Annotated in this window: 27 protein-coding genes; 8 read left to right on the top strand and 19 right to left on the bottom strand. The window is 62.4% G+C overall.

What is annotated here, in order from left to right:
- Positions 1-34: 34 nt before the first annotated feature.
- From AC0CMF_RS03435 to AC0CMF_RS03410, 6 genes are read right to left on the bottom strand one after another with little or no spacing between them, the layout of a single operon-like run.
- A complete protein-coding gene (locus AC0CMF_RS03435; protein ID WP_030092763.1) occupies positions 35-592 on the bottom strand; it encodes a S26 family signal peptidase in 558 nt (185 codons plus the stop codon).
- Positions 589-1,107 (bottom strand): DUF2840 domain-containing protein, encoded by a 519-nt coding sequence (locus AC0CMF_RS03430; protein ID WP_030092762.1) that lies wholly within the window; start codon positions 1,105-1,107, stop codon positions 589-591. The genes AC0CMF_RS03435 and AC0CMF_RS03430 overlap by 4 nt, the downstream gene beginning before the upstream one ends.
- On the bottom strand, positions 1,104-1,358 hold the full coding sequence (locus AC0CMF_RS03425; RefSeq protein WP_030092761.1) for a hypothetical protein: 255 nt from the start codon (positions 1,356-1,358) through the stop codon (positions 1,104-1,106). Before AC0CMF_RS03425 ends, AC0CMF_RS03430 begins: the two co-directional genes overlap by 4 nt.
- The gene (parA, locus tag AC0CMF_RS03420) at positions 1,355-2,008 is read right to left on the bottom strand and encodes a ParA family partition ATPase (protein ID WP_030092760.1); all 654 of its coding nucleotides are present in this window, start codon (positions 2,006-2,008) and stop codon (positions 1,355-1,357) included. Before parA ends, AC0CMF_RS03425 begins: the two co-directional genes overlap by 4 nt.
- The gene (locus AC0CMF_RS03415) at positions 2,005-3,045 is read right to left on the bottom strand and encodes a replication initiator protein A (protein WP_030092759.1); all 1,041 of its coding nucleotides are present in this window, start codon (positions 3,043-3,045) and stop codon (positions 2,005-2,007) included. The genes parA and AC0CMF_RS03415 overlap by 4 nt, the downstream gene beginning before the upstream one ends.
- Positions 3,046-3,315, bottom strand: a complete 270-nt coding sequence (locus tag AC0CMF_RS03410) for a helix-turn-helix transcriptional regulator (protein WP_030092758.1) — start codon at positions 3,313-3,315, stop codon at positions 3,046-3,048. It abuts the gene before it with no gap.
- A gap of 470 nt (positions 3,316-3,785) precedes the next feature.
- Between AC0CMF_RS03410 and AC0CMF_RS03405 the strand changes: the two genes are divergently transcribed.
- Positions 3,786-4,073: a DNA -binding domain-containing protein gene (locus tag AC0CMF_RS03405; protein WP_030092757.1), complete on the top strand. Its 288-nt coding sequence runs from the start codon at positions 3,786-3,788 to the stop codon at positions 4,071-4,073.
- Between the two features lie 38 nt (positions 4,074-4,111).
- On the opposite strand, the gene AC0CMF_RS03400 is transcribed toward AC0CMF_RS03405, so the two are convergent.
- The 8 genes from AC0CMF_RS03400 to AC0CMF_RS03365 all read right to left on the bottom strand — a co-directional run bounded on the left by AC0CMF_RS03400 (position 4,112) and on the right by AC0CMF_RS03365 (position 11,157).
- Entirely contained in the window at positions 4,112-4,633 is a 522-nt protein-coding gene (locus tag AC0CMF_RS03400; RefSeq protein ID WP_030092756.1) for a DUF2285 domain-containing protein, read from the bottom strand.
- A gap of 46 nt (positions 4,634-4,679) precedes the next feature.
- Positions 4,680-4,895, bottom strand: a complete 216-nt coding sequence (locus tag AC0CMF_RS03395; RefSeq protein ID WP_081876353.1) for a transcriptional regulator domain-containing protein — start codon at positions 4,893-4,895, stop codon at positions 4,680-4,682.
- 308 nt (positions 4,896-5,203) lie between these two features.
- Entirely contained in the window at positions 5,204-6,049 is an 846-nt protein-coding gene (locus AC0CMF_RS03390; RefSeq protein WP_099865077.1) for a DUF932 domain-containing protein, read from the bottom strand.
- 397 nt (positions 6,050-6,446) lie between these two features.
- Positions 6,447-6,764: a DUF736 domain-containing protein gene (locus tag AC0CMF_RS03385; protein WP_030093188.1), complete on the bottom strand. Its 318-nt coding sequence runs from the start codon at positions 6,762-6,764 to the stop codon at positions 6,447-6,449.
- A 755-nt stretch (positions 6,765-7,519) separates the two neighbouring features.
- The gene (locus AC0CMF_RS03380; RefSeq protein WP_030093187.1) at positions 7,520-8,011 is read right to left on the bottom strand and encodes a type II toxin-antitoxin system YhaV family toxin; all 492 of its coding nucleotides are present in this window, start codon (positions 8,009-8,011) and stop codon (positions 7,520-7,522) included.
- Position 8,012: 1 nt separating this feature from the next.
- On the bottom strand, positions 8,013-8,348 hold the full coding sequence (locus AC0CMF_RS03375; protein WP_030093186.1) for a type II toxin-antitoxin system PrlF family antitoxin: 336 nt from the start codon (positions 8,346-8,348) through the stop codon (positions 8,013-8,015).
- 97 nt (positions 8,349-8,445) lie between these two features.
- On the bottom strand, positions 8,446-8,862 hold the full coding sequence (locus AC0CMF_RS03370; RefSeq protein ID WP_030093185.1) for a hypothetical protein: 417 nt from the start codon (positions 8,860-8,862) through the stop codon (positions 8,446-8,448).
- 180 nt (positions 8,863-9,042) lie between these two features.
- Complete coding sequence (locus tag AC0CMF_RS03365) at positions 9,043-11,157, bottom strand: ParB/RepB/Spo0J family partition protein (RefSeq protein WP_099866429.1); 2,115 nt, start codon at positions 11,155-11,157, stop codon at positions 9,043-9,045.
- 422 nt (positions 11,158-11,579) lie between these two features.
- Here AC0CMF_RS03365 and AC0CMF_RS03360 point away from each other — a divergent pair, with 422 nt between their 5' ends.
- From AC0CMF_RS03360 to qatD, 6 genes are read left to right on the top strand one after another with little or no spacing between them, the layout of a single operon-like run.
- Positions 11,580-12,617, top strand: a complete 1,038-nt coding sequence (locus AC0CMF_RS03360) for an SIR2 family protein (RefSeq protein WP_099866484.1) — start codon at positions 11,580-11,582, stop codon at positions 12,615-12,617.
- Positions 12,614-14,365 (top strand): ATP-binding protein, encoded by a 1,752-nt coding sequence (locus AC0CMF_RS03355; protein ID WP_099866428.1) that lies wholly within the window; start codon positions 12,614-12,616, stop codon positions 14,363-14,365. Before AC0CMF_RS03360 ends, AC0CMF_RS03355 begins: the two co-directional genes overlap by 4 nt.
- 27 nt (positions 14,366-14,392) lie before the next feature.
- Positions 14,393-16,351 (top strand): Qat anti-phage system ATPase QatA, encoded by a 1,959-nt coding sequence (gene qatA, locus AC0CMF_RS03350; RefSeq protein WP_099866427.1) that lies wholly within the window; start codon positions 14,393-14,395, stop codon positions 16,349-16,351.
- Positions 16,351-17,229 carry a Qat anti-phage system associated protein QatB gene (qatB, locus tag AC0CMF_RS03345; RefSeq protein ID WP_099866483.1) on the top strand — a complete coding sequence of 293 codons (879 nt, stop codon included), beginning with the start codon at positions 16,351-16,353 and terminating at the stop codon, positions 17,227-17,229. The genes qatA and qatB overlap by 1 nt, the downstream gene beginning before the upstream one ends.
- On the top strand, positions 17,226-18,575 hold the full coding sequence (gene qatC / locus AC0CMF_RS03340; protein ID WP_099866426.1) for a Qat anti-phage system QueC-like protein QatC: 1,350 nt from the start codon (positions 17,226-17,228) through the stop codon (positions 18,573-18,575). The genes qatB and qatC overlap by 4 nt, the downstream gene beginning before the upstream one ends.
- A gap of 8 nt (positions 18,576-18,583) precedes the next feature.
- Positions 18,584-19,336 carry a Qat anti-phage system TatD family nuclease QatD gene (gene qatD, locus AC0CMF_RS03335; protein WP_099866425.1) on the top strand — a complete coding sequence of 251 codons (753 nt, stop codon included), beginning with the start codon at positions 18,584-18,586 and terminating at the stop codon, positions 19,334-19,336.
- A 128-nt stretch (positions 19,337-19,464) separates the two neighbouring features.
- On the opposite strand, the gene AC0CMF_RS03330 is transcribed toward qatD, so the two are convergent.
- Genes AC0CMF_RS03330 through AC0CMF_RS03315 form a run of 4 tightly spaced genes read right to left on the bottom strand, consistent with a single transcriptional unit; the run spans position 19,465 to position 23,665 of the window.
- Positions 19,465-20,433 (bottom strand): glutathione S-transferase family protein, encoded by a 969-nt coding sequence (locus AC0CMF_RS03330; protein WP_333793438.1) that lies wholly within the window; start codon positions 20,431-20,433, stop codon positions 19,465-19,467.
- Between the two features lie 38 nt (positions 20,434-20,471).
- Positions 20,472-21,152, bottom strand: coding sequence for a class I SAM-dependent methyltransferase (locus AC0CMF_RS03325; protein ID WP_099866422.1), 681 nt, complete (start codon positions 21,150-21,152; stop codon positions 20,472-20,474).
- The gene (locus AC0CMF_RS03320; protein ID WP_099866421.1) at positions 21,149-22,054 is read right to left on the bottom strand and encodes an NAD(P)/FAD-dependent oxidoreductase; all 906 of its coding nucleotides are present in this window, start codon (positions 22,052-22,054) and stop codon (positions 21,149-21,151) included. The genes AC0CMF_RS03325 and AC0CMF_RS03320 overlap by 4 nt, the downstream gene beginning before the upstream one ends.
- A 15-nt stretch (positions 22,055-22,069) precedes the next feature.
- Entirely contained in the window at positions 22,070-23,665 is a 1,596-nt protein-coding gene (locus AC0CMF_RS03315) for an MFS transporter (protein WP_198585982.1), read from the bottom strand.
- A gap of 126 nt (positions 23,666-23,791) precedes the next feature.
- Between AC0CMF_RS03315 and AC0CMF_RS03310 the strand changes: the two genes are divergently transcribed.
- The gene (locus AC0CMF_RS03310) at positions 23,792-24,235 is read left to right on the top strand and encodes an Rrf2 family transcriptional regulator (RefSeq protein ID WP_030091724.1); all 444 of its coding nucleotides are present in this window, start codon (positions 23,792-23,794) and stop codon (positions 24,233-24,235) included.
- 63 nt (positions 24,236-24,298) lie between these two features.
- Here the strand turns inward: AC0CMF_RS03310 and AC0CMF_RS03305 are convergent, their stop codons facing one another.
- Positions 24,299-24,520: a hypothetical protein gene (locus AC0CMF_RS03305; protein ID WP_198585981.1), complete on the bottom strand. Its 222-nt coding sequence runs from the start codon at positions 24,518-24,520 to the stop codon at positions 24,299-24,301.
- Positions 24,521-24,594 lie beyond the last annotated feature (74 nt).

The following is a 24,594-nucleotide window of genomic DNA, read 5'->3' as shown; positions in this document are numbered from 1 at the left end:
TCAGTCTCCTTGTGGTTTGGGGTGAAGTGACGCTTCAGAGCGCCGGCCATTGCGTGTGGGCGCGCCATTCGTAGCGGCCGTCGCCTTCTTCATCGGTCCAGAGCGGCAGCGCCCGGCCGATGACGGAACTTGCGGGGATGGGTCCGAAGTAACGGCCGTCGAGGCTGTCCTGGACCTCCCAATTCATGAGGAAGATTTCGCCGTCGCCGATGACGCGGCAGCCCTGCCAGATGGGCAATTCGCGGCCGATCCGGTCGCGTTGCAGTGCCTTGCCCATCTCCACGCCGTCCACCGTGATGGTGGATCGCACGCGGCATACGCGCTGTCCCGGCAGGCCGAGGACGCGCTTCAGAAGCGGCACGCCGCGCCCGACATAGCCGCGCCCGACCATGAAGTCGGCGAGCGGCTTGGGCGGCATCACGGCGACCAGCTCGGGCACCTCGATCCGGTCACCCGGCTCGACGGTGTAGAAGCCGATCGGCGCGCTGGCCGTGGCGTTCCAGATCAGTTTGGTGGGCGTTGGGATGAACGATGCGATGGCGACGCCCATCGCCGCGAAATACGTCACCATGACGTAGCCGAACCGGGTCATGGCGCGATCCTCCGACGCCCGATCCACGCCGCATGTCGCTCCGGCGTGTAGGCATGTGGTTCCAGACCGGCGATCAGCCGGTTGTGGACGTGCCGCCAGTGATCCGGCGCGGCGTCGGCCGGATCGAGGCCGAGCGCCTCCACCGCGTCGATGGCGGCCAGCACGCGCTGAACCTTCCCCCAGCTATCGAGGCGCAACAGGATGTCACCGCCGGGGCGCACGAAGGGCAGCGTCTGGAAGGGTTCGCCGCGGCCGATGGCGCGCACGATGTCGATGCGTGAGACGACAGTGCCATGTTCGCCGGAAGCCCAGCGGACGAAGGCGAAGACGCTCTCGGGCGAGAAGCCGACGATACTGCGGCGGCGGTCGATGATCTGTTCGTAGCTCTTGCGGCCGAAGCGTATCCAGCGCTCGACCTTGCGCTTGTCGAAGGTCAGCTCGACCAATGTGGTGAAGGGCGCAGGCCCGTCCGGCAACGGACGGCCGTGCGAGCGGCGGGCCGCGTTGCCGGTCATGTCGGATCTCCTTCGGTGGTTGGAAATTCGCGGGCGAGCAGGTCACGCAGCATGTCGGCGACGGTGATGCCGCGCCGGAACGCCGCGACCTTGATGCGCCCGCGCAGTTCGGGCGTGATGTCGATGGTCAGGCGGGCGGTGAACGCTTCGCCGGCCGCCTTGCCGCTTGGCGGAGCTTCGGCCGCCCTGACCCAGCTTTCGGCATTGCCCGGCCGGGAGGCGAAGTCGGATTTGCGGGGAGCGCGGCTCATGGAGCAGCTCTCCCGACGCCGAGACGGTCGATCTCGGCGGCCAGCGCCACGATCTCGCGCGCAGCCGGGCTGCCGTCGTCGATCTCGGAAGCGAGCCGCCCGGACTGCGCGGCATCGGCGAAGACGACGCGCTGGCCGATGGTGGCGGCGAGCAAGGGCGGATCGTGGTCGGCCAGCGTCTCGGCCGTCTCGCGAGCAATGACGGTGCGCGCGCCGCAACGGTTGAGCACGAAGCGCGCCCCCAACTCGGGCCGGTAGATGCGCGCCTCCTTCAGAAGCGCCAGCATCTCGGCCGAGGCCCAGCCGTCGAAGGGGGACGGCTGCACCGGCATCAGCACCAGATCGGCGGCGAGCAGCGCCGAGCGCATGAGACCGGCGACGCGGGGCGGCCCGTCGATGACGACGAGATCGGCGTCACGCGCCAGCTCCGGGGCTTCGCGGTGCAAGGTGTCGCGGGCCAGGCCGACGACACTGAACAGCCTCGGCAGGCCCTCATGGCTGCGCGTCTGCGACCAGTCGAGCGCGGAGCCTTGCGGGTCGGCGTCGATCAGGATGACGCGCCGTCCCTGAGCGGCCCAGGCTCCGGCGAGATGCAGGGCGAGCGTGGTCTTGCCGACGCCGCCCTTCTGGTTGAGGAGCGCGACAATCATGGCGCACCTCGGTGGCCGGAACCAGCACTGGCACCGGCACCATGGATCGCGTGCGCGCGCGTCAAAGAAGAAGAGTTAGATTCTTTGTTAGATTCTTCTATAGAGTCCGGCGTGCGATTTGCGCCTAATGTCCCGATACTGCGTGCGCCTAATGTCCCGATAGGATTCACATGGTTATCCACAGGCACTGTGGATAGATTTTCGGGCAGAAAACGCAGCAGTTCGCGCCCGTCTTCCCATTCGGTCAGGAGCAGGTATCCGGGCAGCGACTGACGAGCCGCGATCCGCCGCAGGTCGAGCGCGAAGTCGGATGGTCGCGCTGCGCTGCCGGATTTCTGATGAAGGTGGGAAATCTCGAACGCCCAGCCCTCGGGCTGGCGCCCGGCGTGTTTGCGGGCGACGCGGTAAAGCCAGCGTTCGATCCCGCCCGTCAGCCGGAAATAGGCCGGGTCGATGGTCAGGACCAGCGAGCGGTCGCTGACGCTGTTGTAGAACCATTCGGGCAGGACGAATTCCATGCCTTCGACGCGGCCGGCGCGCGTCGTCATCTCTTCCCATTCGTTGATCCATGAGAATTGCCGCCGCCGCCAATGCTTGCCGTTGCGGATGGTGGTGGCGATGACGGTGGATTGCAGGCGCGCAAGCGCGGCCTTGAGCAACAGATATTCCCGATTGCCGGTAGCTCGTCCGATCGAGCGCAGAAGCTGATAAGGCATGAAGCGGAAGAACCGCGACGTGGGGATGCCGTTGTTCCCGGCCGCGACGATCTGCGAAGCGGCCCAGATCAGCACATCGGCGTCCCAGATCGTCGCCATGCCATGTTCGGGCATGGCGAATACCTGCACCTCGACATCGGCGGCCCGGTAGAGGATCGGCGTGGTGCGGGGGCGCTTCGCCAGCGAGAAGAAGGGCCGTTCCATCAAATCGCGCTGGTCGCGCGGGGCGGCGTCGCCGGTCGCCACGATGAACGGGTCCAGGCGGGTGCGCTCACTGTCTTCGCTCGGCTGTGCGGGTCTGGGGTCGTCGTCGCGCAGCATTTACAGTTCGTCCCGCTCTTGCGGCGTCAGCGGGCGAGCGGCGAAGACCGTGCCGGTATTCTTGTCGCTGGTGGATTTGCGGGTGCCGATGGCGCTCCATGCTTCCAGATCGCGCAGGGCGTAGAGGACGCGGCCGCCGATCTTGCGGTAGGTCGGGCCGGTGCCATAGGTGCGGTGCTTTTCTAAAGTGCGGATGGACAGGCCGAGGAAGCGTGCGGCTTCCTTTGTGCGCAAAAGGCGCGGTGGCAGGTCCGGATTGCGAACGGCCATGGGGAATCACCTCGTAATTCGTCAGACAGGCGGCTGCCGAAGCGACAGCGGGCTGTGGCGAACGATGGCGAGGGATCGGCGGCCTGTAGCGTGCCGCATTTGCGCCTATGCGCTGGCGGCACCCCCTGACGGGTGATAGTCAGCCGGAAAAGGCGAGATATTTCAGCGTTTCACCGCCTGCGGCGCGGATTCGGTCAAGACAATTGCGCACGCATCGGCTAAGGGTGAAAGCGGAGCAGACGCGCTGCTCCGGGGCGTCGAAACCCCTGACTAGTGGTTGTTGCCGGCCGTAACGGCAACGCACTCCTTGACCTATGGTCGGGGAGCCTGTGGCGTATACAACAGGCTTTCCGAGCTAAAGGCCATGGGGCCGTCTAGTCACGGTTTCGAACTCCCCGATCACCAGGAGTCAGAGAGTCTTATCTGCGGGGGCGCACCGCAGGCACTCTTCTGAAGAAAGGGGAATGACGATGCGGGTTCCTGTCGAACTTGATCCCGATGTGGACGACATCGCGCCGACTGGCGACGAGATCACCACCTATGACGAACGGCATTTCGTGACCTATCTGCGCCTTCTCGATGCGAAGGCCGAAAATGCGGACTGGAAGGAAGTGGCGCGAATCGTGCTGCACCGCGATCCGGTCGCCGAAGAACTGCGGACACGGCGATGCTGGCAAAGCCATCTGGAACGGGCACAATGGCTCTCACGCGAGGGCTACAAACGGATTTTGGAACAGGCTGCCGCCAATAAGGCGTGACGCTCGGTATCGTCGGCAACCGCAAATACTGGCTGGATTCAGGTTTTGCCGGGTTTGATCGGATAATGCAGCAGCAGGCGATAGCCGCCGCGCATCATCCTGATGCCGTGGGCGACGAGGCGACGGGCTTTGTTCTTGGCTGGATCGCCTTCGAAATCCTCCTTCGTGCCGTGGAAGCCGAGCAGGACTTCGGCGATGGCGCGATAGCTCTCACCGCGCAGACGAGCATCAAGCGCGCGCAGGGACAGGATGTGCCATTCCCGGAGCTGGTCGGGAAGGATGCCGATAGGCGGTCCCGGCGGTCGCCGGGTGAGAGATCGCCAGAGACGGCGTGCGGCATGGGCGCGAAGCTCCAGAAATGAATCCATCGGCAAGGTCACGGCATAGAAGGCTGCGGCGTCGGGCACCGCGTCCGGCAACCAGAACTGGTGCGCGACGTTGCCCACCTGCCAGACGCCATGCCAGCCATCGGCGGCGCGGCGCAGATCGAGACCATCGAGATGGGCGAGAGCGACCAGCGGCTCGGTTTCTACGGCCTCCTGTTCGACAGGCGACAGCATGACCGCCTGCGGCTGAAGGCGCGGAGACCAGAACGGGGTATGGCTATCAGGCGATGCGTCGGGGTCGCTTGCGAAATCGCAACCCCCAGCGCTGCGCGAACCGCTCCAATTGCCGCGCGCCGGGTTCTCCGGTCAGGGCAATGGCGTTGAAGTCATGGCGATACTCATCGTTGCGACGAAGATATTCCCAGGCGAAACCGGCGGCGGGCAAATTCTTGGTGTGCTTGTAAGCCGCCGGAACACGCCAGTCGATGCTAAGCATGGCGTCTCTCCCAATGGCGGGTCGCACAAGGCAGACCCGAACTGGAAGCCTGCTGGATGTCAGGCGGCGACTGTAGCTGCGCCAAGGGTATAAGTGGTGTCGGTAACTCGATAAATTCCTTAGTTATTTTTGTCTTAACAGTGGTTATCTGGATTCGCGAGCCGGGCCTAGCCCGGCGAGCGGCGGCCGTGTCCCCGGCATGGCCGCACCGCCGATCCGCTGAGCCGGATCGGCGAAAAATTGGGCAATCTGAAAGCCTGAAAAGCGGAAATCCGTAGAGCCGGTTTTCCGGCTCTACGGCTTGGCGGTCATCGGGCCTTGAGGCGCTGCATGCCTTCGGCCAGCGTCCAGAGCGCGCGATTGAGGGTCACGTTCTGGTCGATGCCGTTGATAGCGCGGGTCTGGCTGCGGCGAATACGGCCGTCCGAAGTCTGGCGGCGTCCATGCAATCCGCCCCTTATCATGTTCTCCTGAATGGTGTTGTAGGTCATCCAAAGACTTTGCCCGACATCCTCGCGGCGGCGCGGCTGGATGATCTGATCCGGGCGAACGGGGCTTTCTTCTTCGCCGTAGCGGGCGACAAGGCTCGCCTCCGCCAGAACGCGGCGCTCATCTTCGCCAAGCTGGATTTCCTTCATGGTCTCGCTGGCGTCGATCAGCCGGGGGAAGTCCTCCGCGACGGTATAGACGCCTTCGATAATGTCATGCTGGATACTTCCCTTGTGGGGAACGCGCACGTCCTCGAACCGCTCGCCCGCCACTAGGCTGTTGGTGCAGACGAAACGCAACATTCCGGCGAACATCTGATAGCTGCTGGTTCCGTCATGGGAATTGACGATGATGACTTCCGCCGCCTCCTGCTTGCCGATGCCGTCATCCCGGCGCAGGCGCAGCATATGCTTGGCGTGGCCGTGGCGGCTGCCGTCGCGTGGGACCGACTGCACGGCGAAGAACGGGAACCATCCTTCCCGGCGCAACCCCTCCACAATGTCAATGGTGGGAACATAGACGTAACGCTCCGACCGGCTGTCATGGGCCTCGCGGGCGAAGATCGAGGGGACGTGCCGATAAAGCGCCTCGTTGTCGAGCGCTTCGCGCCCGCTGATCTGATGGCTGTTGCGGCCGAACCGGGTGGCAAGGTGATGATAGGTCATGATCTTGATCCTTATGGGTCTGGGTTGGAGCGCAGCGCTGCGCTGCAACCCTGGCCGTCGCCGAGACCGGGGGGTGCAAGGCGCAAGGGCGGACGGGCGGAGGGGGATCACCCGGCCTGCACAAGCGGATCGAAGTCGTGACGAGAGTGCGGAGCACATATCCGCGCGGAAGGCTGGGGATACCGCCCGGCCGCCCTTGTGCCGCGCCAGGGGGCAGCGCCCCCAAGCAACCCGCCCGGCCAGAGCAAAGCGGAGGACGGGGAGAAGATCCGATCGGGATACGCAAAGCCTGAAAACCGGAAAGCCGCGTATCCTGATCTCCTGGTTTCCTGAAAGGCGGCGGAGATGAGCAAAAAGAAGCCCCGCTCGGTTGAGCGGGGCAATCGGGGAGCTGGCCTTAGTCGCCGTTGCGGCGGGACCAGATGAGGTTGTGGGAATTTCCGTCCTCGGCTTCGACCAGGCTGGCGTAGATCGGTGCGGGGAAGCTCGGATCGTCCAGCTTGACGGAGAGGTATTCGCGCTGCGTCTCGCGGGCGGTCTTCCTCCAGGCCGCGCCGAACTCGGTAGCACCGGCGAAGATGCGGAAGTCGGGGGCGCGCTCGCTGTCGCCCTCGCTGGGAACGAACTTGGCCTTGACGTTGAGGGTCAGGGTCTTGACCGCGCCGGTGAAGCCCGCGCCGTTCTCGTTCTGGGTGAAGGTGCCGATGGTCGCCATTGTCGTATTCCTTTTCCTGTCGGGCCGCACCATTGCGACCTCGATGGTGGTCGTGAGACCGGGGACGATCGGCCCCGCACCCCTAGGGGCTGGAACATCGTGGAAGGCGGCCGGCGGCAGCTTTTTTGCTTCGCGATGCAAAGCCGAAGGCGGCGGAAAAAAGTTGGCGACGGACGTTGCGGGAAGACGAGCGAGGCGAAGCCGATCTTCGGTCAGACCCATTCCAATCGAGGACGCGAATGGAGCGCCCGTTTCAGGAAATCGCGGGAATACGGCAATGGCGGCCGTCCTGCGCCTCGCCGGGATCGGGGACGCTGCGCCGGTCGCCTTGGGTGCGGTCTTTTCCACCCTGACCGCCAAGGCCAGTTCGTATGATACCAGCGGGGCGTTGGCGGGCACGGCTTCGTCTGACCTTCGCCGGTGCTGGCGTGCCCGGTGTGGCCGGAAGACCGCTTGCGGGGCGGCATGCACTACCTCGCCAAGCGGATGATCCGAGCTTCCCGGCGCTGATCCGCCCCGCCCGTCGAAGCGGACGGAAAGCCTAACCTCATCATGGGGCTGCCGTGGCGACCGTGACCGGCCTCCGAGACTGCCTCCCTCACCGGATGGGAGCTTCCCGCGAAATGTCCGCCGCCGCCCCTTGCGTTATGGGATTGAAGCCGAATGGCGGAAACGCGGCGAAGTCGTGGTTCCGGCGCAGCCGAAAGCCCGGCCCGGAGGGCAACGCCCAATCCTGTGACGTTCAACAGCACTCGTCATGGATTCGGGGGCGAGGCTTTTTCCAGCCGTGCAACGGCCTTGGGGTCGGAAGCCTCTTTGTGCAGAGCATCCCAATTGTCGGGCGGATTGCCGTCATCCAGCATCCCCTTGAAGACCTTGTAGGCATCCGTTTTGGAGCCATAGGTCCGCAAGCTGTTTTCGTCGTTCACCCATGCGAAGATGATGACCTTGCTGGTGCTGCTGTAGCGGAAAAAGAGCCGGAAACGACCATTGCCGAACTTGGCGCGAAACCAGTGCTTGCGGTCATCGCCAAGGGTCGCGCCCTGGCGATAGATGGAAGCTGTCGGGTCCGATGGCACATTGACGGTGACGAGCTGGACCAGGGACGCGAGTAACTTGGCGTCTGCGGATTTCTGATAATCGTCCGGTTTCTTCGCTTTGAGCGCGCCGACCGCCTCGATCAGCTTTTCCCACTGATCGAGAAAGAGAGGGTGTGCGAGGACCGTCCAGCCATTGATCGTCGGCATATCAGATCGAAACGTCCCCCTCGATCTCGGCATCGAGATCGACCGTCATGCCCGCCGTCAGGGCAACAGCCCGGTCGAGCAAGGACTGGGGGAACGGAAGAACGGATTTCTCGGGGTGCTTCGCCATGTCTCGCGCGAGAAATTCGAGAAAGCGGTCGATCACGGGATCGGCGGTTTCTTCAATCTCGGCCTTCTGGACATAGACGCGGTGCTGCTCGTCAATGAGAAAAGCAATGCGTCCACCATAGTCAACGCCCAGCGCCTGCCGAACGGACTTCGGCACGGTGGTCTGTCCCTTGGCGGTGATGGTGCTTTCTTCTTTCAGCAACGCTCCCATGGCGGGCCTCCATAAATCGGTCGAGTGGAATGTAAGGAATATTCCTTATCATGTCAAGATTGGCCGTCGCCTTGCTCTGCCAGCCGGTTCCGCGCCTTTATTTCGCGGGGTGGCCGACACCGTTCACCAGCCGCGCCAAGGCAGAGAAGCCGACGAAACCGCCTCCGACGATACAGAAGATTTGCCGCCAGATGTCGGACGGGACGGCCTCCTTGGTGACGCCATGGACCAGCGCATAGCCCGCAACGGCGGCGGGAGCGGCGAAGATTAGCGCCACGATCAGGCGGATGATGGGAGTGCGGATCGTCTCGAACAGCCCGGCCAGAATGCCGAAGGCGGCACAAGCCGAGAACAAGCCGACGAGTCCCGCACCGATCAGGCCAGAGCCGGTCTGATACGCGAACTGCGCTGCGGTCAGCCCGAGCATGAAAGGCAGGGCATAGACGGCGAGATTGTAGGCGAGGACGCAGAGCAACGCGACCAGCGCAACACTCATGAACATGACGGCGACCATGATGTTTCACCTTTGCTGACGGCACCGCCTTTCGTGCAATCGCCATGATGGCGGCTGCACGTTCCGATGTGTGCCGATGTGTTCTTGTTCTGTCGAGGTCATCCGGCCGCGCGGGGAAGCCGCGCGGCCGGATTTTACGGGTAGAAGGCCGGGACCGCTGACGCGATCCCGGCCCGCCGTTCATTCCGCCGCGACGGCGAAAGGCTCATCTTCCACGGTTTCGGCGCTGTCGGTTTCGGGCAGAGCCTCGTCCTCCATGGCGAGGGCTTCCGGCTGCTCGTCCACCGCCAACCATGCGGGCCGCTCCGTGCGCAGGATCGGCGGGAGCCACCCGGTTCCGGCCAGAAGCCGTTCGGCAGCTTCCGCCATGTCCGGCTTCTTCTTGTCCGCGATCCGCTCGGCGGCTTCGTCGCCAAGCGCCTCACGCACGGCGTCAAGGATATGGGCCTTCGTGACACGCCCGAGATAGGCCCGAACGGTCGGCGTCCAATGCGCCGTCATGTCGAGCGCAACCGCCGTCGCCAGCCTGTCCGCCGTTGCATAGGCGTGGCGCTTGTTCTGCTCCCATGGCAGCTTGAGGGCGTTGACGGTCTGCGCGGCGCAATGGGCGAACAGCGCCATGACGCTCGCATGGTCCAGACCGGCGATGAAGCCCCAAAGCTCGGCCACGTCGCGCGGCATGTCCGCCGCCCATCCGGCATGACGATCCGCCAGCGCCTTCGCCGCCGCCGTGTCCTCGATGCCGTCCGCATGCCCGCCAAGGCTGGCGCTGATCGGGCGGATTTCGAGGGCGTGGGCGTCCCCGCCGCCACGATAGAAGGTCTGCGCGGCAAGCGCATGGGTGACGGCGATCAAGGCCATGTCCGGCTGTTCGCCAAGAGCGAGACGCAGGCCAAGCGTCCGATGGGCCGTCAGGTCGCGAATGAGAAGATCGGAAATCGGCTTGCCGTCTTCCTCCGCTTCATCGTCCTCGGCGTCGAACGCGGAAACATGGTTGCCGTCCTCGTCATACTCGCCGTCCTCTCCGATGATTTCGCCATCGCCGTTGACGTGAACGCCGTCGATGATGGTTTCGCCATCTGTGCTTGCTTCTTCTTCCGGTTCCGGTGCCTCGTCCTCGGGCCGGATGAAACCGCGCTCGATCCGGGCTTCGCCGTCATGGTTCAACACCACGAACACGCCGCCGCGCCCGATCTCGTCGGCGTCATAAGCGTAGCGCAGCCCGTCGATCCGCTCGATCTCGGCTTCAAGCTCCGCAAGGCGCTGATCCACATCGGGCGGCAGGTCTGTGTCTGCGTCCTGCCATTCCGCCGACAGGCGCTCAAGTTCCTCCTGCGCGGCGTCGTAGGCGGCTTCCTGTTCCTCGGAAAGCTCCACCGGCTGCGGATAGGTGCGGCGCATGCCGTGCGCATGGGGCCAGTCGATATAGGCCAAAACCCATTTCCACCCCTCGGCCTCCCGAACCTCGGCGGCAGTGCTTTCCAGTTTGTCGAGGGCAAGCCGGTCCAGCAGCGCGGCGTCCTCGTAGAAGCCGCCGCGATCCTCGGTGAACAGGTCACGGATAATGTTGCCACCTGCCTCGGTATAGGCTTCCGCGCCGACGAACACCGCGCGCCGATCCGAAGCCGCCACATTGCTAGCGGTCAGGTCGCGGCGGATGATCCACGGCTCCTTGTTGTAGGACAGATTCTCATAGACCTGTTCCTGCCGGTCGTAGTCGTCGGTGATGGCGAACGCCTGCAACTGGTCCATGGTCAGCCCGCCATCGCGGTAAACTTGAATCAGCTTGGGGCTGACAGCGCCGAGGCGAAGCCGCTGCTTCACGACATGCGCGGACTTGCCGAACCGGGCCGCGATTTCCTCCGCGCCCCATCCGCGATCTTCCGAAAGCTCGCGGAACTTCTCGAACTCGTCGGCGGGGTGAAGGTTTTCGCGGTTCACGTTCTCGTCAAGGCTGATCTCGGCGGCGTCGTTCGCCGTGTCGATGACGCAGCGGATCGGCTCCGTCTTCTTGATCTCCTTGCGCTTGGCGCGCAGAAGCTGCGCCAACCTGCGGCCTTCCCCGACGCTGACGAGATAGAAGCCGGTCGGTTCCCCGCCCGCGTTCGTTTCCGGCTCTACCACAAGGTTTTGCAGCATCCCCTTGGCGGCGATGCTTGCGGCCTTCCCCTCGATAGACGCCTCGCTGTGCGGGGTCTTCCGGGCATTCTTCGGATGCTTCTTAAGCTTGTTGAGCGGGATGAAAACCGTTTCGCCATGTTCTGGAACGGTCGTGATCTGTGTAATGGTCGTCATGATCTTGATCCTTTTGGTCTGGGTTGGAGCGCAGCGCTGCGCTGCAACCCTGGCCGTCGCCGAGACCGGGGGGTGCAAGGCGCAAGGGCGGACGGGCGGAGGGGGATCACCCGGCCTGCACAAGCGGATCGAAGTCGTGACGAGAGTGCGGAGCACATATCCGCGCGGAAGGCTGGGGATACCGCCCTGCTGCCCTTGTGCCGCGCCAGGGGGCAGCGCCCCCAAGCCACCCGCCCGGCAAGAGCGAAGCGGAGGACGGGTACAAAGCTAGATCAGGATGTGCAAAGCCCCAAAACCCGAGGACCGAGCATCCTGATCGCCGCTTTTGTTATTCTGTTGCGATATAGTTGGTATCGCTTAGGAATTGATCATCTGCCATACTGGCCAAATAGATGTCAAAATATAAAGACGAGAAGACGCGCTTGGACATTCACGAGCTTAAACTACTGTTGCAACAGCATCTGACAGACGGCCTAGTAACGGTTGTCGGCTCTGGTCTGTCATGCGCGGAAGGGCTGCCGGGTATGGGCGAGTTGGGCACTCATCTCGATGCGACAGTGACAGCAGGCTTGGCGGCAGCGGAGGTAGATCGGTGGAAAGCGATTTCACCGCTCCTGCCAACCAAGGGACTCGAAGCGGCTCTTCTGGAAGTGCCCCCGACGACAGGACTGGAAATCGCGATCGTTGCGCGCACGGCCGAACTGATCGCTATACGTGAGCGTCAAATTGTTGCCGAAGTTTTCTCGCGGACCCGGACGCTGCGTTTTACCGGGCTCGTCAAGCACTTGTTGAAACCTCATACCGGACTTCCGGTGGTTACTACCAACTATGATCGCCTGGTTGAGGTCGCCGTGGAAGAAGCCGGTCTCGGCGTTGATACGTTGTTTATCGGCCATTTTGCAGGAGAGTTGAACGAGCAGGAAAGCCGCCTGAGCTTCTGCCGGGAAGTGACGCTGAAGGCCGGACGAGCACAGTTTCGTTATCGTCCGCGCGCCAATATCTTCAAACCTCATGGCAGTCTCGACTGGTATCACCGTGACGGGAAGCCCGTCCGCTACTCTGGTGATCTCGATCTACCGAGGCTCATCATCACGCCGGGGTTGAACAAGTTCCGCAACGGCTACGAAAGCCCGTTTGACCGCCATCGGGAACGGGCAAATTCGGCGATCGACCGTGCCAGCCGCTTTCTCGTGATCGGCTATGGTTTCAACGACGATCACCTTGAAACTCACCTGACGCCCCGTATCCGCAGCGGCGTGCCCACGCTGCTTTTAACTTACGGACTGTCGGATAATGCGGTGAAGCTCGTAAACGAGTGCCGCAATGTCATCGCGATTCAGCGCGCCGAACAAGCTGGTGTTTCCGGCTCTGGCGTCTTTGTCGCTGGCGTCGAGACCTTCTTTCCTGGTCTGGACCTGTGGGATCTGGGCTCATTCGTTGCCGAGGTGCTTGAACCATGACTGAAGCCGCTCTCCAATTTGCTGACGAGGATAAAATCGGGCGCGTCGCGTCGGTCGATACCAGCCGTGTTGCGATCGATGTGACGAACTCCGTTCTGCTCACGCGGATCGGCATCGGACAGCTCATCGCCATTCGCGGCGCGACGGAGCGCGAATACCTCATCGCCATGACAGAGCGCGTTACCCGCAGCATCAGGGAAGAATTGCCCGGCCCGGACGATGAGGATGCCGATGGCGGGCTTTTGGCAGCGGTGCCGACCGACCTGATCCAGGGCGTGTTGATCGGTACGTTCAGAACGGTGGAGGGAGATCGGCGGAATACATTCAAGCGCGGTGCGGATAGCTTTCCGCAGATCGACCGGGACTGCTTCGTCATTGAAGGCGGAAATCTTCAGCGCTTCATGGGAATCCTGGGTGCCGGTTTTTCCGCCGATGAAAGACTCAAGCTCGGCACGTTCGTTGCGGATCGCACGGCCGATGCGATCGCCAGTGGGGACAAGTTCTTTCAGCGGCACGCAGCGATCCTCGGAAGCACCGGGTCCGGCAAAAGCTGGGCTGTTGCACTGATCCTCGAACGGGCCGCCAAGCTGAAGTTTCCAAACATCATCGTGTTCGATATGCACGGCGAATACGCTCCGTTGGCAGATAAGGCGAACGGAGGATTCGCTACGCGCTTCCGCGTCGCTGGTCCCGGCGATCTGGAAAATCCGGGAAACGACACGCTGTTCCTGCCATATTGGTTGCTCAACCGTGATGAAATGCTGTCGATGATCCTCGATCGCAGCGACCAGAACGCGCCAAATCAGGCGTCGCGGTTCACGCTGCATGTCCGCTCCTTAAAAGGGCAGACACTCGATGCTGAGAAGAAGGCCGATATCAAGAAAACGTACACTGTCGATTCGCCGATTCCTTACGACGTCAAACAGTTGGTCGGGCTTCTGAACACAGACAACACCACAAAAGGGGTGGGTAAGAACGGCCCGGTGAAGGGGGAATGGGAGGACAAGCTGACCCGGTTCCTGTCGCGCCTCGAAGCAAAGCTGGACGATCGTCGCTACGGCTTCATGTTCGCACCGCCACCTGCTGCGATGAAATACGACTGGCTTGCAACGCAGGTGCTCAAACTGCTGCAATCTGGCGATGACACAGGCATCAAGGTTATCGACTTCTCCGAAGTGCCCGCCGACGTACTCCCCGTGGTGACGGGAACGCTGGCGAGGCTACTTTATGATGTTCAGTTCTGGATGAGCGGGAAGACCCGGACGCCGGTTACGCTGCTCTGCGACGAGGCTCATCTTTACCTTCCGGTTCGCGATGACGCTGACGCGGTCCAGCGTCAGGCCCTCGGATCATTCGAGCGGATCGCCAAGGAAGGCCGTAAATACGGCTTCTCGTTGCTCGTGGTGAGCCAGCGCCCGTCGGATGTCAGCCGGACGATCCTGAGCCAGTGCAATAATTTCTTGGCTTTGCGCCTGACGAACGAAACCGATCAGGGCGTCATCAAGCGCCTGATGCCGGATTCGCTGGCTGGGCTGACGAGCATCTTGCCATTGCTTGATACGGGTGAGGCGCTGTTGTTGGGTGACGCTGTTCTGCTACCGACGCGGATCAAGCTCGACATGCCAAAAGTGCCGCCGGATAGCGCGACGCGAGATTTCTGGAAGGAATGGGGATCGGCCAAGCCGGATGATGCCGCAATAACTTCTGCGGTCGAATGTTTGCGGGGGCAATCGCGTAACGGCGGATAAAGCCCGCAAAGGCGCATTGGGGGGGAAATGATTCTAACGGATAATGAGACAAAGGTGGATCTCCTCAACAATGAGGCGATCGCCAAAACTATCATCGAACTGCTGCGTGAAAAGCCTGACCGCGCTGTGACAATCGGTGTTCATGGCGACTGGGGCGCAGGCAAATCCAGCATCCTTGAGATGATCGAGAATGGCCTCAGTTCGGATGAGGACGTGCTCTGCATCAAATTCAACGGGTGGCGTTTCCAGGGGTTCGAAGACGCCAAGATCGCGCTGATCGAGGGCATCGTTACCGGGCTCGTTGAAAAGCGGCCCTTACTCACCCAGGCCGGCGTGGCCGTGAAAGACATCTTTCGGCGGATCGACTGGCTGAAGATCGCGCGGCGCGGGGGCGGTCTCGCGTTCACCGCGTTCACCGGCATCCCCACAGCCGATCAGATCGGCGCAGTGGTGGGCACCTTGAAGGGAATCTTCTCCGATCCCTCGAAACTCGCCACGCAGGAGAATTACGACAAAGCGATCGATGGTGTGCAGGGTCTGCTGAAGCCCGGAGAGTCGAAGAACGTCCCGGAGGAGATCGAAGCCTTCAGGAAGGCTTTTGACGATTTGCTCAAGCAGGCAGGCATCAAGCAACTGATCGTACTCATCGACGATCTTGACCGCTGCCTGCCAGACACGGCGATCGAAACGCTCGAAGCCGTCCGACTGTTCGTCTTCACCGCTCGCACCGCATTCATCGTCGCGGCCGACGAGGCGATGATCGAGTATTCGGTGCGCAAGCATTTCCCCGAGTTGCCGGACACGACTGGCCCCCGTGACTATGCGCGCAACTATCTCGAAAAGCTGATCCAGATTCCATTCCGGATTCCGGCTTTGGGCGAAACAGAAACCCGTATCTACGTCACCCTGTTGCTCATCGGCGCCGAGCTGGGTGACGACGATCCCGCTTACTCGTCGCTCATCACAGTCGCGCGTGAATTGCTCAAACGGCCTTGGAAGACGGCCGGGCTCGACGCGCAGACGGTGAAGACCGCCTTGGGCGACAAAGCCGGCCAGGTACAGAACGCGCTCACCTTGAGCGACCAGATCGGTCCGATCCTGGCCAGCGGTACTCAGGGCAATCCGCGGCAGATCAAGCGCTTCTTGAACACCTTGCTGCTGCGCCATCAGACCGCGCTCGCTCGCGGCTTCGGAGAAGAGGTGAAGCTGCCCGTCCTGGCGAAACTAATGCTGGCCGAACGGTTCCTCTCCAGACTATTCGATCAGATCGCCAGCGCCGCCGCCCGTGATCCAGACGGCCGTTGCGCAGACTTGGCGGCGCTTGAAGCCGCCGCGTTGGAGAAGAAGCCAGTTCCAAAGGCCAAGCGGGCCGGGCCGAAAATCAGTGTCATCGATGACACCAAGCCGACCGTCGTGCCGGATTCCAAAGACAGTGCCGTTCTGACGGAATGGAAGGCGGCCGACGCGATACGGGCCTGGGCGCGGCTATCGCCGGCCTTGGCTGAGGTCGATCTGCGCCCCTATCTGTTCGTCACCAAGGATCGGAAAGACTATTTTGGCGCGGCCTCCGTCCTCGGGCGTCTCGCCGCTGTGGTCGAAAAACTGCTCGGCCCAAAACTCGCGGTCCAAGCGTTCGAAGGCGAACTCAAGCAACTCGTTCCTGCGGAGGCGGCGCAGGTCTTCGAGGAACTGCGCGGGCGCGTTATGGGCGGAGACACCTTTGATACCGTGCCACCCGGCATCGACGGACTCGCGGTGCTAGTTCGCGCGCATCCGACGCTTCAAGCCAATCTTCTTGACCTGCTCGAAGCCTTGCCCGCCGATCGGTGCGGGCCTTGGCCCGCGTCGGGTTGGGAGGGTGTCGTCAAGGATTCCGACGCCGTGGCGCGCTTCGAGAATCTACTCTTAGGATGGTCCACCTCCGGTTCGTCCTTCCTGAAGCCCACGGCGAGCGCCGCGCTTCGCACGCGGAAGGGTGGTCGCTGATGGGCACGTCGAACGCCTATGGGGGTGCAGGAGGCGGTACGCCGCTCATTCCGAGTTGGTTGCAAGGTGACAGCGACGGCGGAGCTGGCGCGGGTGATAGCGACGGAACGCAATCCCCGGCTCCTGATGGAGCGCCGCCCGCAGTTCCTCCCGCGCCAGCACCTCGGCCGACCGCGCCGGCAGGGGCGTCGGATCGCTTCACTTCCGCCCGAAACAATTTCACGCGTTTCGCAAGTTCGGGCGGAAGCGACCGTAGGAGCCTCGGCCGCGCGGTTTCGCAATATGTGTCCAAATCAGCGGGCGGCTCACGCCAGGCTGCGCAGCGGATGGGTTCGTCGCGGGGCGCGGGTGCTGGACTGGTCAGGTTCCTCAACGACGCCAGCGCGAATGGCGTGCGTGAGGCGCTACGAACGCTCAACCTTGAAAGCCTCGCCGGGCGTCCGATCGAGGAAGTGTTCGCGGGTCTCGCCGATTATATCTGCCCCGAAGGTGGGTCTATTGATGAGGGAATCGCGCGAGACGCCTTCGTCGAGACGATCGCCGATCTCGCCGGTGCTGGCATTACCGACATCGACGCGCTGACACCTGGGCAAATCCAGACCGTCTTCGAACTATATGCGACTCACGCGATCGAGGCGCGCATCTGTAACGACATCGGCACCAAGGTCGTAACCTTGCCTGCCGATCCGCGCGCGGCCGAGAGGGTTCAGGCGCAATTGCGTGATTTCATCCAGCGGGGTGTCAGCGACGCGATCAACGCCGCGGGTGTCAACATTCAGTCGCTGACCCCAGATGCAGTGATGGGCTTTGTAACTAACGTCTATCAATCCGCCTTCGACGTGTTGCAGACGATGGGCGATGGGGAGGCAGCGAAATGAGGCGCCATGTCATCATTGGCCGTTTCGGCGAGGACGATAAGACCCGTGTTCCAAAGGCGCGCGACGAAGTCGCATCGATCTTACAGTTGGTAGCGGGCAAGCGTCTCGATCATGGGATCGGCCACGCCTTGGCTGACCTCAAGGCGCTGCACCTGACCCCGAGCGAGATCGGCGCGGACATGCTCGTGGTCGCGGCCCACGTTCACGCAGCGGACACCCGCATCTCCCGCTCGACGGAATCGCAGGATGCCTGGACGCGCGAGATTCGATTAGTCGTCCCCGTGAGCGATCCAGTGCGATGGACGGCCGCCGCGCCGATCTTGGTCCGCGCCTTGAACTTCCTGACAGGCGACAGATGGGATGTGGGCTTCCGCAAACGGGCCAAGGGCTACGCGAAGCTGGTTTCTCCTGCCGCGCCCACCCTCATTCCCGCCCCGTTCGATGGCGTGAGCTTGTTCTCCGGTGGTTTGGACAGTTTGATCGGTGCGATCGACAGCTTGAATGCCGGCGAGACGCCGCTTCTGGTCAGCCATGCCGGCGAAGGACTGGTGAGCAAGTCGCAGGAGCAGTGCTTCCACGGTTTGAAAGCCGCTTATAAAGCCTCTTCTTTCGATCGGCTGCGGGTATGGATGAGCTTCGATAGCGGGTTTGTCGAGGACGTCGGATCGGAGGACACCACACGCGGCCGCTCGTTCCTGTTCTTCTCGCTGGGCTTGGCCGCCGGGACTGCGCTCGGCCGCGACTTCGTGCTCAAGGTTCCGGAAAACGGGTTGATCGCGCTCAACGTGCCGCTCGATAGACTTCGGCTCGGCGCGCTCAGCACCCGCACGACGCATCCCTTCTACATGGCCCGGTGGAACGATCTGCTGCGGGCGCTCGGTGTCGGAGGGAAGGTCGAAAATCCCTATTGGGACAAGACCAAGGGGGAGATGGTCACCCAATGCACCAATCCGGCCCTGTTGAAGCAGCTCGCCCCGCTGTCGCTATCATGTTCATCGCCGACGAAGGGGCGCTGGACCAAGAAGCCACAGGGACACTGCGGATACTGCCTACCGTGTCTCATTCGACGGGCCTCTCTACAGGGCAAGGATTCGACAATTTACGGCGTGCCAGACCTGAAGACTGCCACATTAGACACCCGACAGGCCGAAGGTCAGCAGGTCCGATCCTTTCAGATCGCGATCGCGCGGCTATCGAAGCGTCCGGAACTCGCCAAGGCCCTCATCCACAAGCCAGGGCCGCTCTATGATGATCCTTCCCGTCACGATGACTTGGCTGATGTCTACCGCCGCGGATTGGAAGAGGTTGGGCGCTTGCTGACTGGCGTTCGCACCGCACCGTCGTAAGAGGCATCATGCGATCAAGTCTCGTTGATTTTCATTGCCACCTCGATCTCTACCCGGACCACGTGGCCGCGGTGGAGCGTTGCGAGAGCGATGGCGTTTTCACCCTCGCCGTGACCACCACGCCTAGAGCTTGGCCGCGGAACCATGAACTGGCGTCCGCCACCCGTCACGTTCGCGCGGCTCTCGGCCTGCATCCTCAACTGGTCGGCGAGCGCGCCCGCGAGATCGGGCTGTGGGAGGAATTGCTTCCGCTAACACGCTATGTTGGCGAGGTCGGACTGGACGCCGGCCCGCGGTTCTACAGGTCGTTTGAGACGCAAAAAGAGATTTTCGCTCGTGTGCTGACGCTCTGTGCGGCGGCGGGGAACAAGATCGTCACGACGCATAGCGTCAGAGCGACGAAAGCCGTGCTCGATATGGTCGAGCAATACATGCCGCCCCAGCGTGGACGCGTTGTGCTTCATTGGTTCACCGGTACCGCGAAAGAGGCAAAGCGGGCGGTAGATCTCGGCTGCTATTTTTCAGTGAACGCCGAGATGCTCGTAAATGAAAAGCGGGCGGCAATAACCAAATCTTTGCCTCTCGATCGCATTTTGACAGAGACGGACGGACCGTTCACACAAACTAGCGGTAATCCTTCCACACCAAGCGATGTTTGGGTCGCTGTCGAGGGATTGGCGCGTCTGCATGGGATTTCAGTAAGAGACATGTCCGCAGCCATTCTGAATAACCTCAAAGACCTACTTGCCGAGCGGAGCTAGATGGGCGGCTCACCGTCGCCTACGGATGCATTGGTATGTGCTGCATCCCCGGCGGTTGCAAACGCGGCAAACCATGGCTCGACTTGTAAGGCATTCCTTAGAGGCGTTCGGATTAGATCCGGTGCGCTTCAAACATAAGTTGCGGCCATAGACTTGCCGTCTTTAGTCAGCGATTGGAGGTGACTAATTGCCTCTGCGACTGAGAACTCTTTGCCAGTCTTATCCTTGAAGTTGCTGGGCAGCCCTGTCCACACTACGACATCATATTCTTTTTCGGCAGCCCATTCAGCGACTGCGTCCGGCACGGGGGGCGAACAAGTCCGGCTGCCATCGCGGAAATAGAAACCTATTCGCTTCATGATCGTACCTTCGCGGCAGCGCAGATCGGCAATCGCGTCATCAGGGTTGCTGCGCCTGCTGAGCGAGTAGGCGGCCAGGCCCTGCGCCCGTGCAAGCTTATCCTCGGGGTATCCGGGCCGAGCGGCGCTCGGTCGCGTGGAGAAATGTTCGAACCACGTCTGTAGTTTGATGCATTCCGGTGGAACCGGTACCGCGTAGAAGTCTGCCGCATATTGCAGGGTCGCCATGGCAACGCAGTCGGCCACGGTTATCCGATCTCCTGCGATGAACTCAGTGCCGCCAATCATTTTCTCGATAAGACGCAGTTGCCCGAAATACCTGATAGCGCAGATTTCGGCGACGTCCTGACTGGTCCGCACGATGCCATGGCCGAGCGGACTGCCATGACGCCCCCATAGGCCGAAGAACGTCAGCGCTTCATCGAGCATATGCACGAATTGCCGGGTGCGCGCCCGCGCAGCAGGCATTGCTCCCAACATGTCGGGACCGAAGGCCTTGTCCTCGAGATATTCGAGGATCGCCAGCGACTGACCAATGACCGTGCCGTCCTCATCTTTGAGGATAGGCATCGACCCGGTCACAGTAAGCGCCGTGATCGCTGCCGGCGGGACATCGGCCCGTCTGTCCGGCTCGTCGAACAGGGTGACCTCAACATTGGTTGGCTTTTTCTCGGCCAGGTAGATGTTGAGCCTTTGCGGATAAGGCCCGAAGGCAAAATTGTAGAGTTTGATGGCCAATATGTCGGCTCCTATGTCCGGTCAGGCAAACCCACCACTCAGCCGGCGATCGCGACCCAGCCGCGGAACGAAAACGCGGCATAGAACAGCGCCGGGTCCACAAAACCTGCTTCCAGCAGAAGCGTCTCCTCGTCGTCAGGCGTCAGGAGGGGCAGACGCTGTGCCATAATAGCTGCGGAAGCGGCGGCCTTTGCCGGATCGGACCCGTCCCGGTCGGCGAAGAGAGCCGAGCGAGCGAGCCATCGCTCCGAGGCGGCGTCCGGCGCGGTGTGATGAGCGACGACGACGGCGCTGCCGGGTTTCAGGCGATGACGGATTTCCCGCAGCGTCTTCAGCCTTTCATCCCTGTCGAGAAAGTGAAGCGTGAGAAGACATGTCGCGCCGTCGTATGGACCGGGCGGTGCCTCATCCACAGTTCCGGCACTCAGGTCCATGCGGCCAGCGAACGGCGAGACGGCTTTGTGTGCGAGGTCCAGCATGGCAGGTGACGGATCGACGCCGGTGAAGCGCCATTCCGGTCGCACTTGCGCCATCGCCTTCAGTTCCAGCCCGCCGCCGGCGCCGACCACGAGGATGCGCGCTGCGTCCGGCGCGTGCTCGGCGAGAAGCAGCTCGGTCATGCGGTGCAGGTCGGTGAGGCCGGGGACTTTCTTCAAAGTTTCCTCGGCGTAAGATGCGACAGAGGTCGGGTTCAGGAACGGCGTGAGATTGTCGTTCATTGCTTGTCACCCCCGAACACAAGGGAGCGATGGATCGCCATTGCCGCCATGACCCCGTCGGCGCAGGCGAAGGTGACGTTGTGCGCCATGCGGGTAATGTCGCCGGCGGCATACACGTCGGGAACGCTGGTCATCTGCATCTGGTCGACCTTCACGGTTGAGCCGAGTGGCCCATGATCGATATCGCAGCCCAGCGTCCCGGCAATCTCGCTGTTGAGACGATTGCGTGGACTGATGAACAGAGCATCGATGGGCTGCGTGCTGCCATCCGAAAGGTGGATTGCCGAAAGGTTGGATCCGTCACCCGTCACATGTTCGACACGCGCCGGCTCGATGCGCACACCGCGCCGGGAAAGCGCTTCGCTGGCCGCTGCCTCCAGCTCGCCGCCGTCCAGGTAGAAGGTCGCCGGGCCCCAGTCTGCGATCAGCATCGCCTGATGGTAGGACATTGGCGAGACGTTCAGCACGCCGAGCAGGCGGTCGCTGAACTCGTAGCCGTGGCAATAGGGGCAATGAATGACGGATGCGCCCCAGCGTTCGGCTAGCCCCGGCATCTCGGGAAGAATGTCTGAGACGCCGAAGGCGAGCAGCAGGCGCTTTCCGGCGATGGTCGCCCCGCTCTGCAAGGTCACGGAGAACGAACCGTCTGCCTTCTGTGCCTCGACGGCGGCATCGTTGAAAAAGCGTACGGTCGGATAGGCGCCAACCTGCTGGCGCATCGTGTCAAGCATGAGTTTGGGATCGCTCCCATCCTGCGCAAATAAGCCGTGCGATGCGGCGGCGAAGCGATTGCGCGGCTCACCCGTATCGAGAACGCAGACGGATTTGCGGGCGCGGGCAAGATACATGGCAGCGGAAAGGCCGGCGAAGCTGCCGCCGATGATGATCGCATCATAGTGCATGAAATTCTCCCCGCATCAGGCTTTTGCGGAAGTGGATTCGGTTGACGCAGGCCGCTCAGGGCCGCGCAGGACGATAAAAAGGAAAAGCAGCGCCATCACACCGACGCCGACCCACATCGCCTGCTGCCAGCTTTCGACGAAAGCTTCCTGCGCGGCCCTGTAGAGGCTATCCGCGTAAGGCAACCCGCCGTCCGCGAGGGCCATTGCGTTGGCAATGTTTTGTCCCGCCAGTCTGGCTGCATCGCCGGGAAATCCGGCCAGTCGCGGAGCGATCGCGCTTGTGTAGCCTGCGGCGAACACCGCGCCGAGCAGAGCGACCCCAAGTGATGTTCCCAACTCGCGCGTGACATCGTTGAGCGCCGACGCGACACCCTGCTGATCGCGTGGCAGGGAGGACGTGATCGCTTCCGTCGAGGGCGCCATGGCCAATCCCATGCCGATGCCCATCGCGACCATGCCCGGCAGAACCGAGAGGTATCCGCCATCGACCGACACAAGGAGCGACATCAGTGCCAGCCCCGTCGCACCCAGCAGCACGCCCCCGGCGATCGTCGTCTTCGGGCCGATTCGTGCGGACAGAAGCGGCGCGACCCCGGAAAAAACCATCATCAGCAACGCCATGGGCATGAGGCCCAGCGTGGCGCGCAGGCCCGACCACCCGAGGACCGCCTGGAAGAATGGATAGAGGACGATGAATACGCCGGCCTGCACGCCGAACCAGGTCGTCAGAGAGACCGAGCCACTGGTCAGACTGCGTTTCCTGAACAGCCTGATATCAAGCAACGGGTCGGGATGGCGCAGTTCCCACCAGACGAAAGCGATGAAGGCGGCGATGCTGACCGCAAAGCCAAACAGCGTCGGAGCCGCTGTCCAACCAATCGCCGGGCCTTCATGCAGAACAAAACTCGCGCCCATGATGGCGAGAAGCGACAGGACAGAGCCGACCGTATCGAACCGATGTTCCGAGGACTGGCGCGAATTGGGAACGGCACGCAAAGCCATGACCGCGGCAACTGCTACCAGTACGACAGGAAGCGCGAACAGCCAGCGCCAGGACAGGAAATCGACCAGCACGGCGGAAAGGAACATGCCGAGGATGCCGCCCGCGCCGGCCACGCCGGTCCAGATGCCGATGGCCTTCGATCGTTCCTCGTCGGGAAAGGCCGAGGTAATGACCGAGAGCGTCACCGGCATGATCATCGCCGCGCCGACGCCGCTCAGGAAGCGTGCGCCGAGCATCACCTCGACGCTCGGGGCAAGAGCCGAGCCAATATTGGCGACCCCGAAAACCGCAAGGCCGATCAGCAGCACCGGCTTGCGGCCCCAGCGGTCTCCCACCGCGCCCAGCGGCAGCAGCAGCGAGGCAAGGCTGATCGCATAGAGATTGATCATCCAGAGCACCTGGCTCTGGCTGGCCCCGAGATCGAGCGCCAGATGCGGCTGCGCGACATTGAGGCCGGTCACGGCGGCGATGACCGCCATCAGCGCGATGCAGACCGTGATCAGGATGCTGCGGCGTCGCGCGGGATCGTGGACCGTAGGGTCGGGCAAGGAATCACCATGAAGAAGAATGGCGTCTTCAGGCGAAGTCGAACTGTCAAAGCTGGACATTTGGGCACCGGATCATGTATCAGACGAAGATACATATAACCAGTGCCGCCTTACGTATCAAGAACAGATACATGAACTCCGGATCAGGCCGGTCTGCGGCCTGAAAGCTCGCAAACGGAAATACGGATGAACAAGGACACAAGGCTTTCCGACGTGCTGCACGTCCTGCTCCACATGGGGCAGGTCGACGAGCCGCTGACCTCCGAGATGCTCGCCAAGAGCATGGGAACCAATCCGGCGGTGTTCCGCAGGACGATGGCGGGGTTACGCGAGGCAGGCCATGTCCATTCAGGCAAAGGCCATGGTGGTGGCTGGCGGCTGGCGCGTCCGCTGGCGGAGATCACATTGCTGGATGTCTATCAGGCGCTCAATTGCCCGACCCTGTTCGCCATAGGTAATCGCAGCGAGCGTACGGATTGTATGATTCAAAAGAACGTCAACGCCGCCCTCTCCGAGACGATGGCGCAGGCGGAAGCGCTGTTCGTCAGGCGGTTCGGCGAGGTGACCCTCGATACGCTGCTGCCGGCAAATCCGGATTCCCCCACATTGCATGTGCACGACGCCGGCTGAGCACGACTGCTGCACGATACGCCGATTTCGTAAGGTCGGTGCCGGCGTTCCTGTTGGCGCTTCTCAATCCTGAGCAGTAGGACGCACGACGATGCTGCCGATCTCGACATCGTCGGGCTGCTCGACGGCAAAGGCGATGGCCCGTGCGATGGCGTCAGGAGAGACGGCCATTTCCTCCTTCCGCTTCAGTATGGCTGCCTTGACGGCAGGATCGTCGATGGCCGCATCTGCAAAACCCGTATCTATGAAGCCAGGCGAAATCTCGGTGACGCGCAGGCCTCTCACGCATTTCTGCCGTAGCGCTTCCGTGGCGGTCCTTAGGCGCGAGCCGGCCTGCACAGTTAACGGCGAACTTCGCG

The organism is Pannonibacter sp. CBAS1226 (assembly GCF_055685825.1).
Note: the sequence above shows the minus strand (reverse complement) of the source record. Positions and strands in the feature narration are given on the sequence as shown.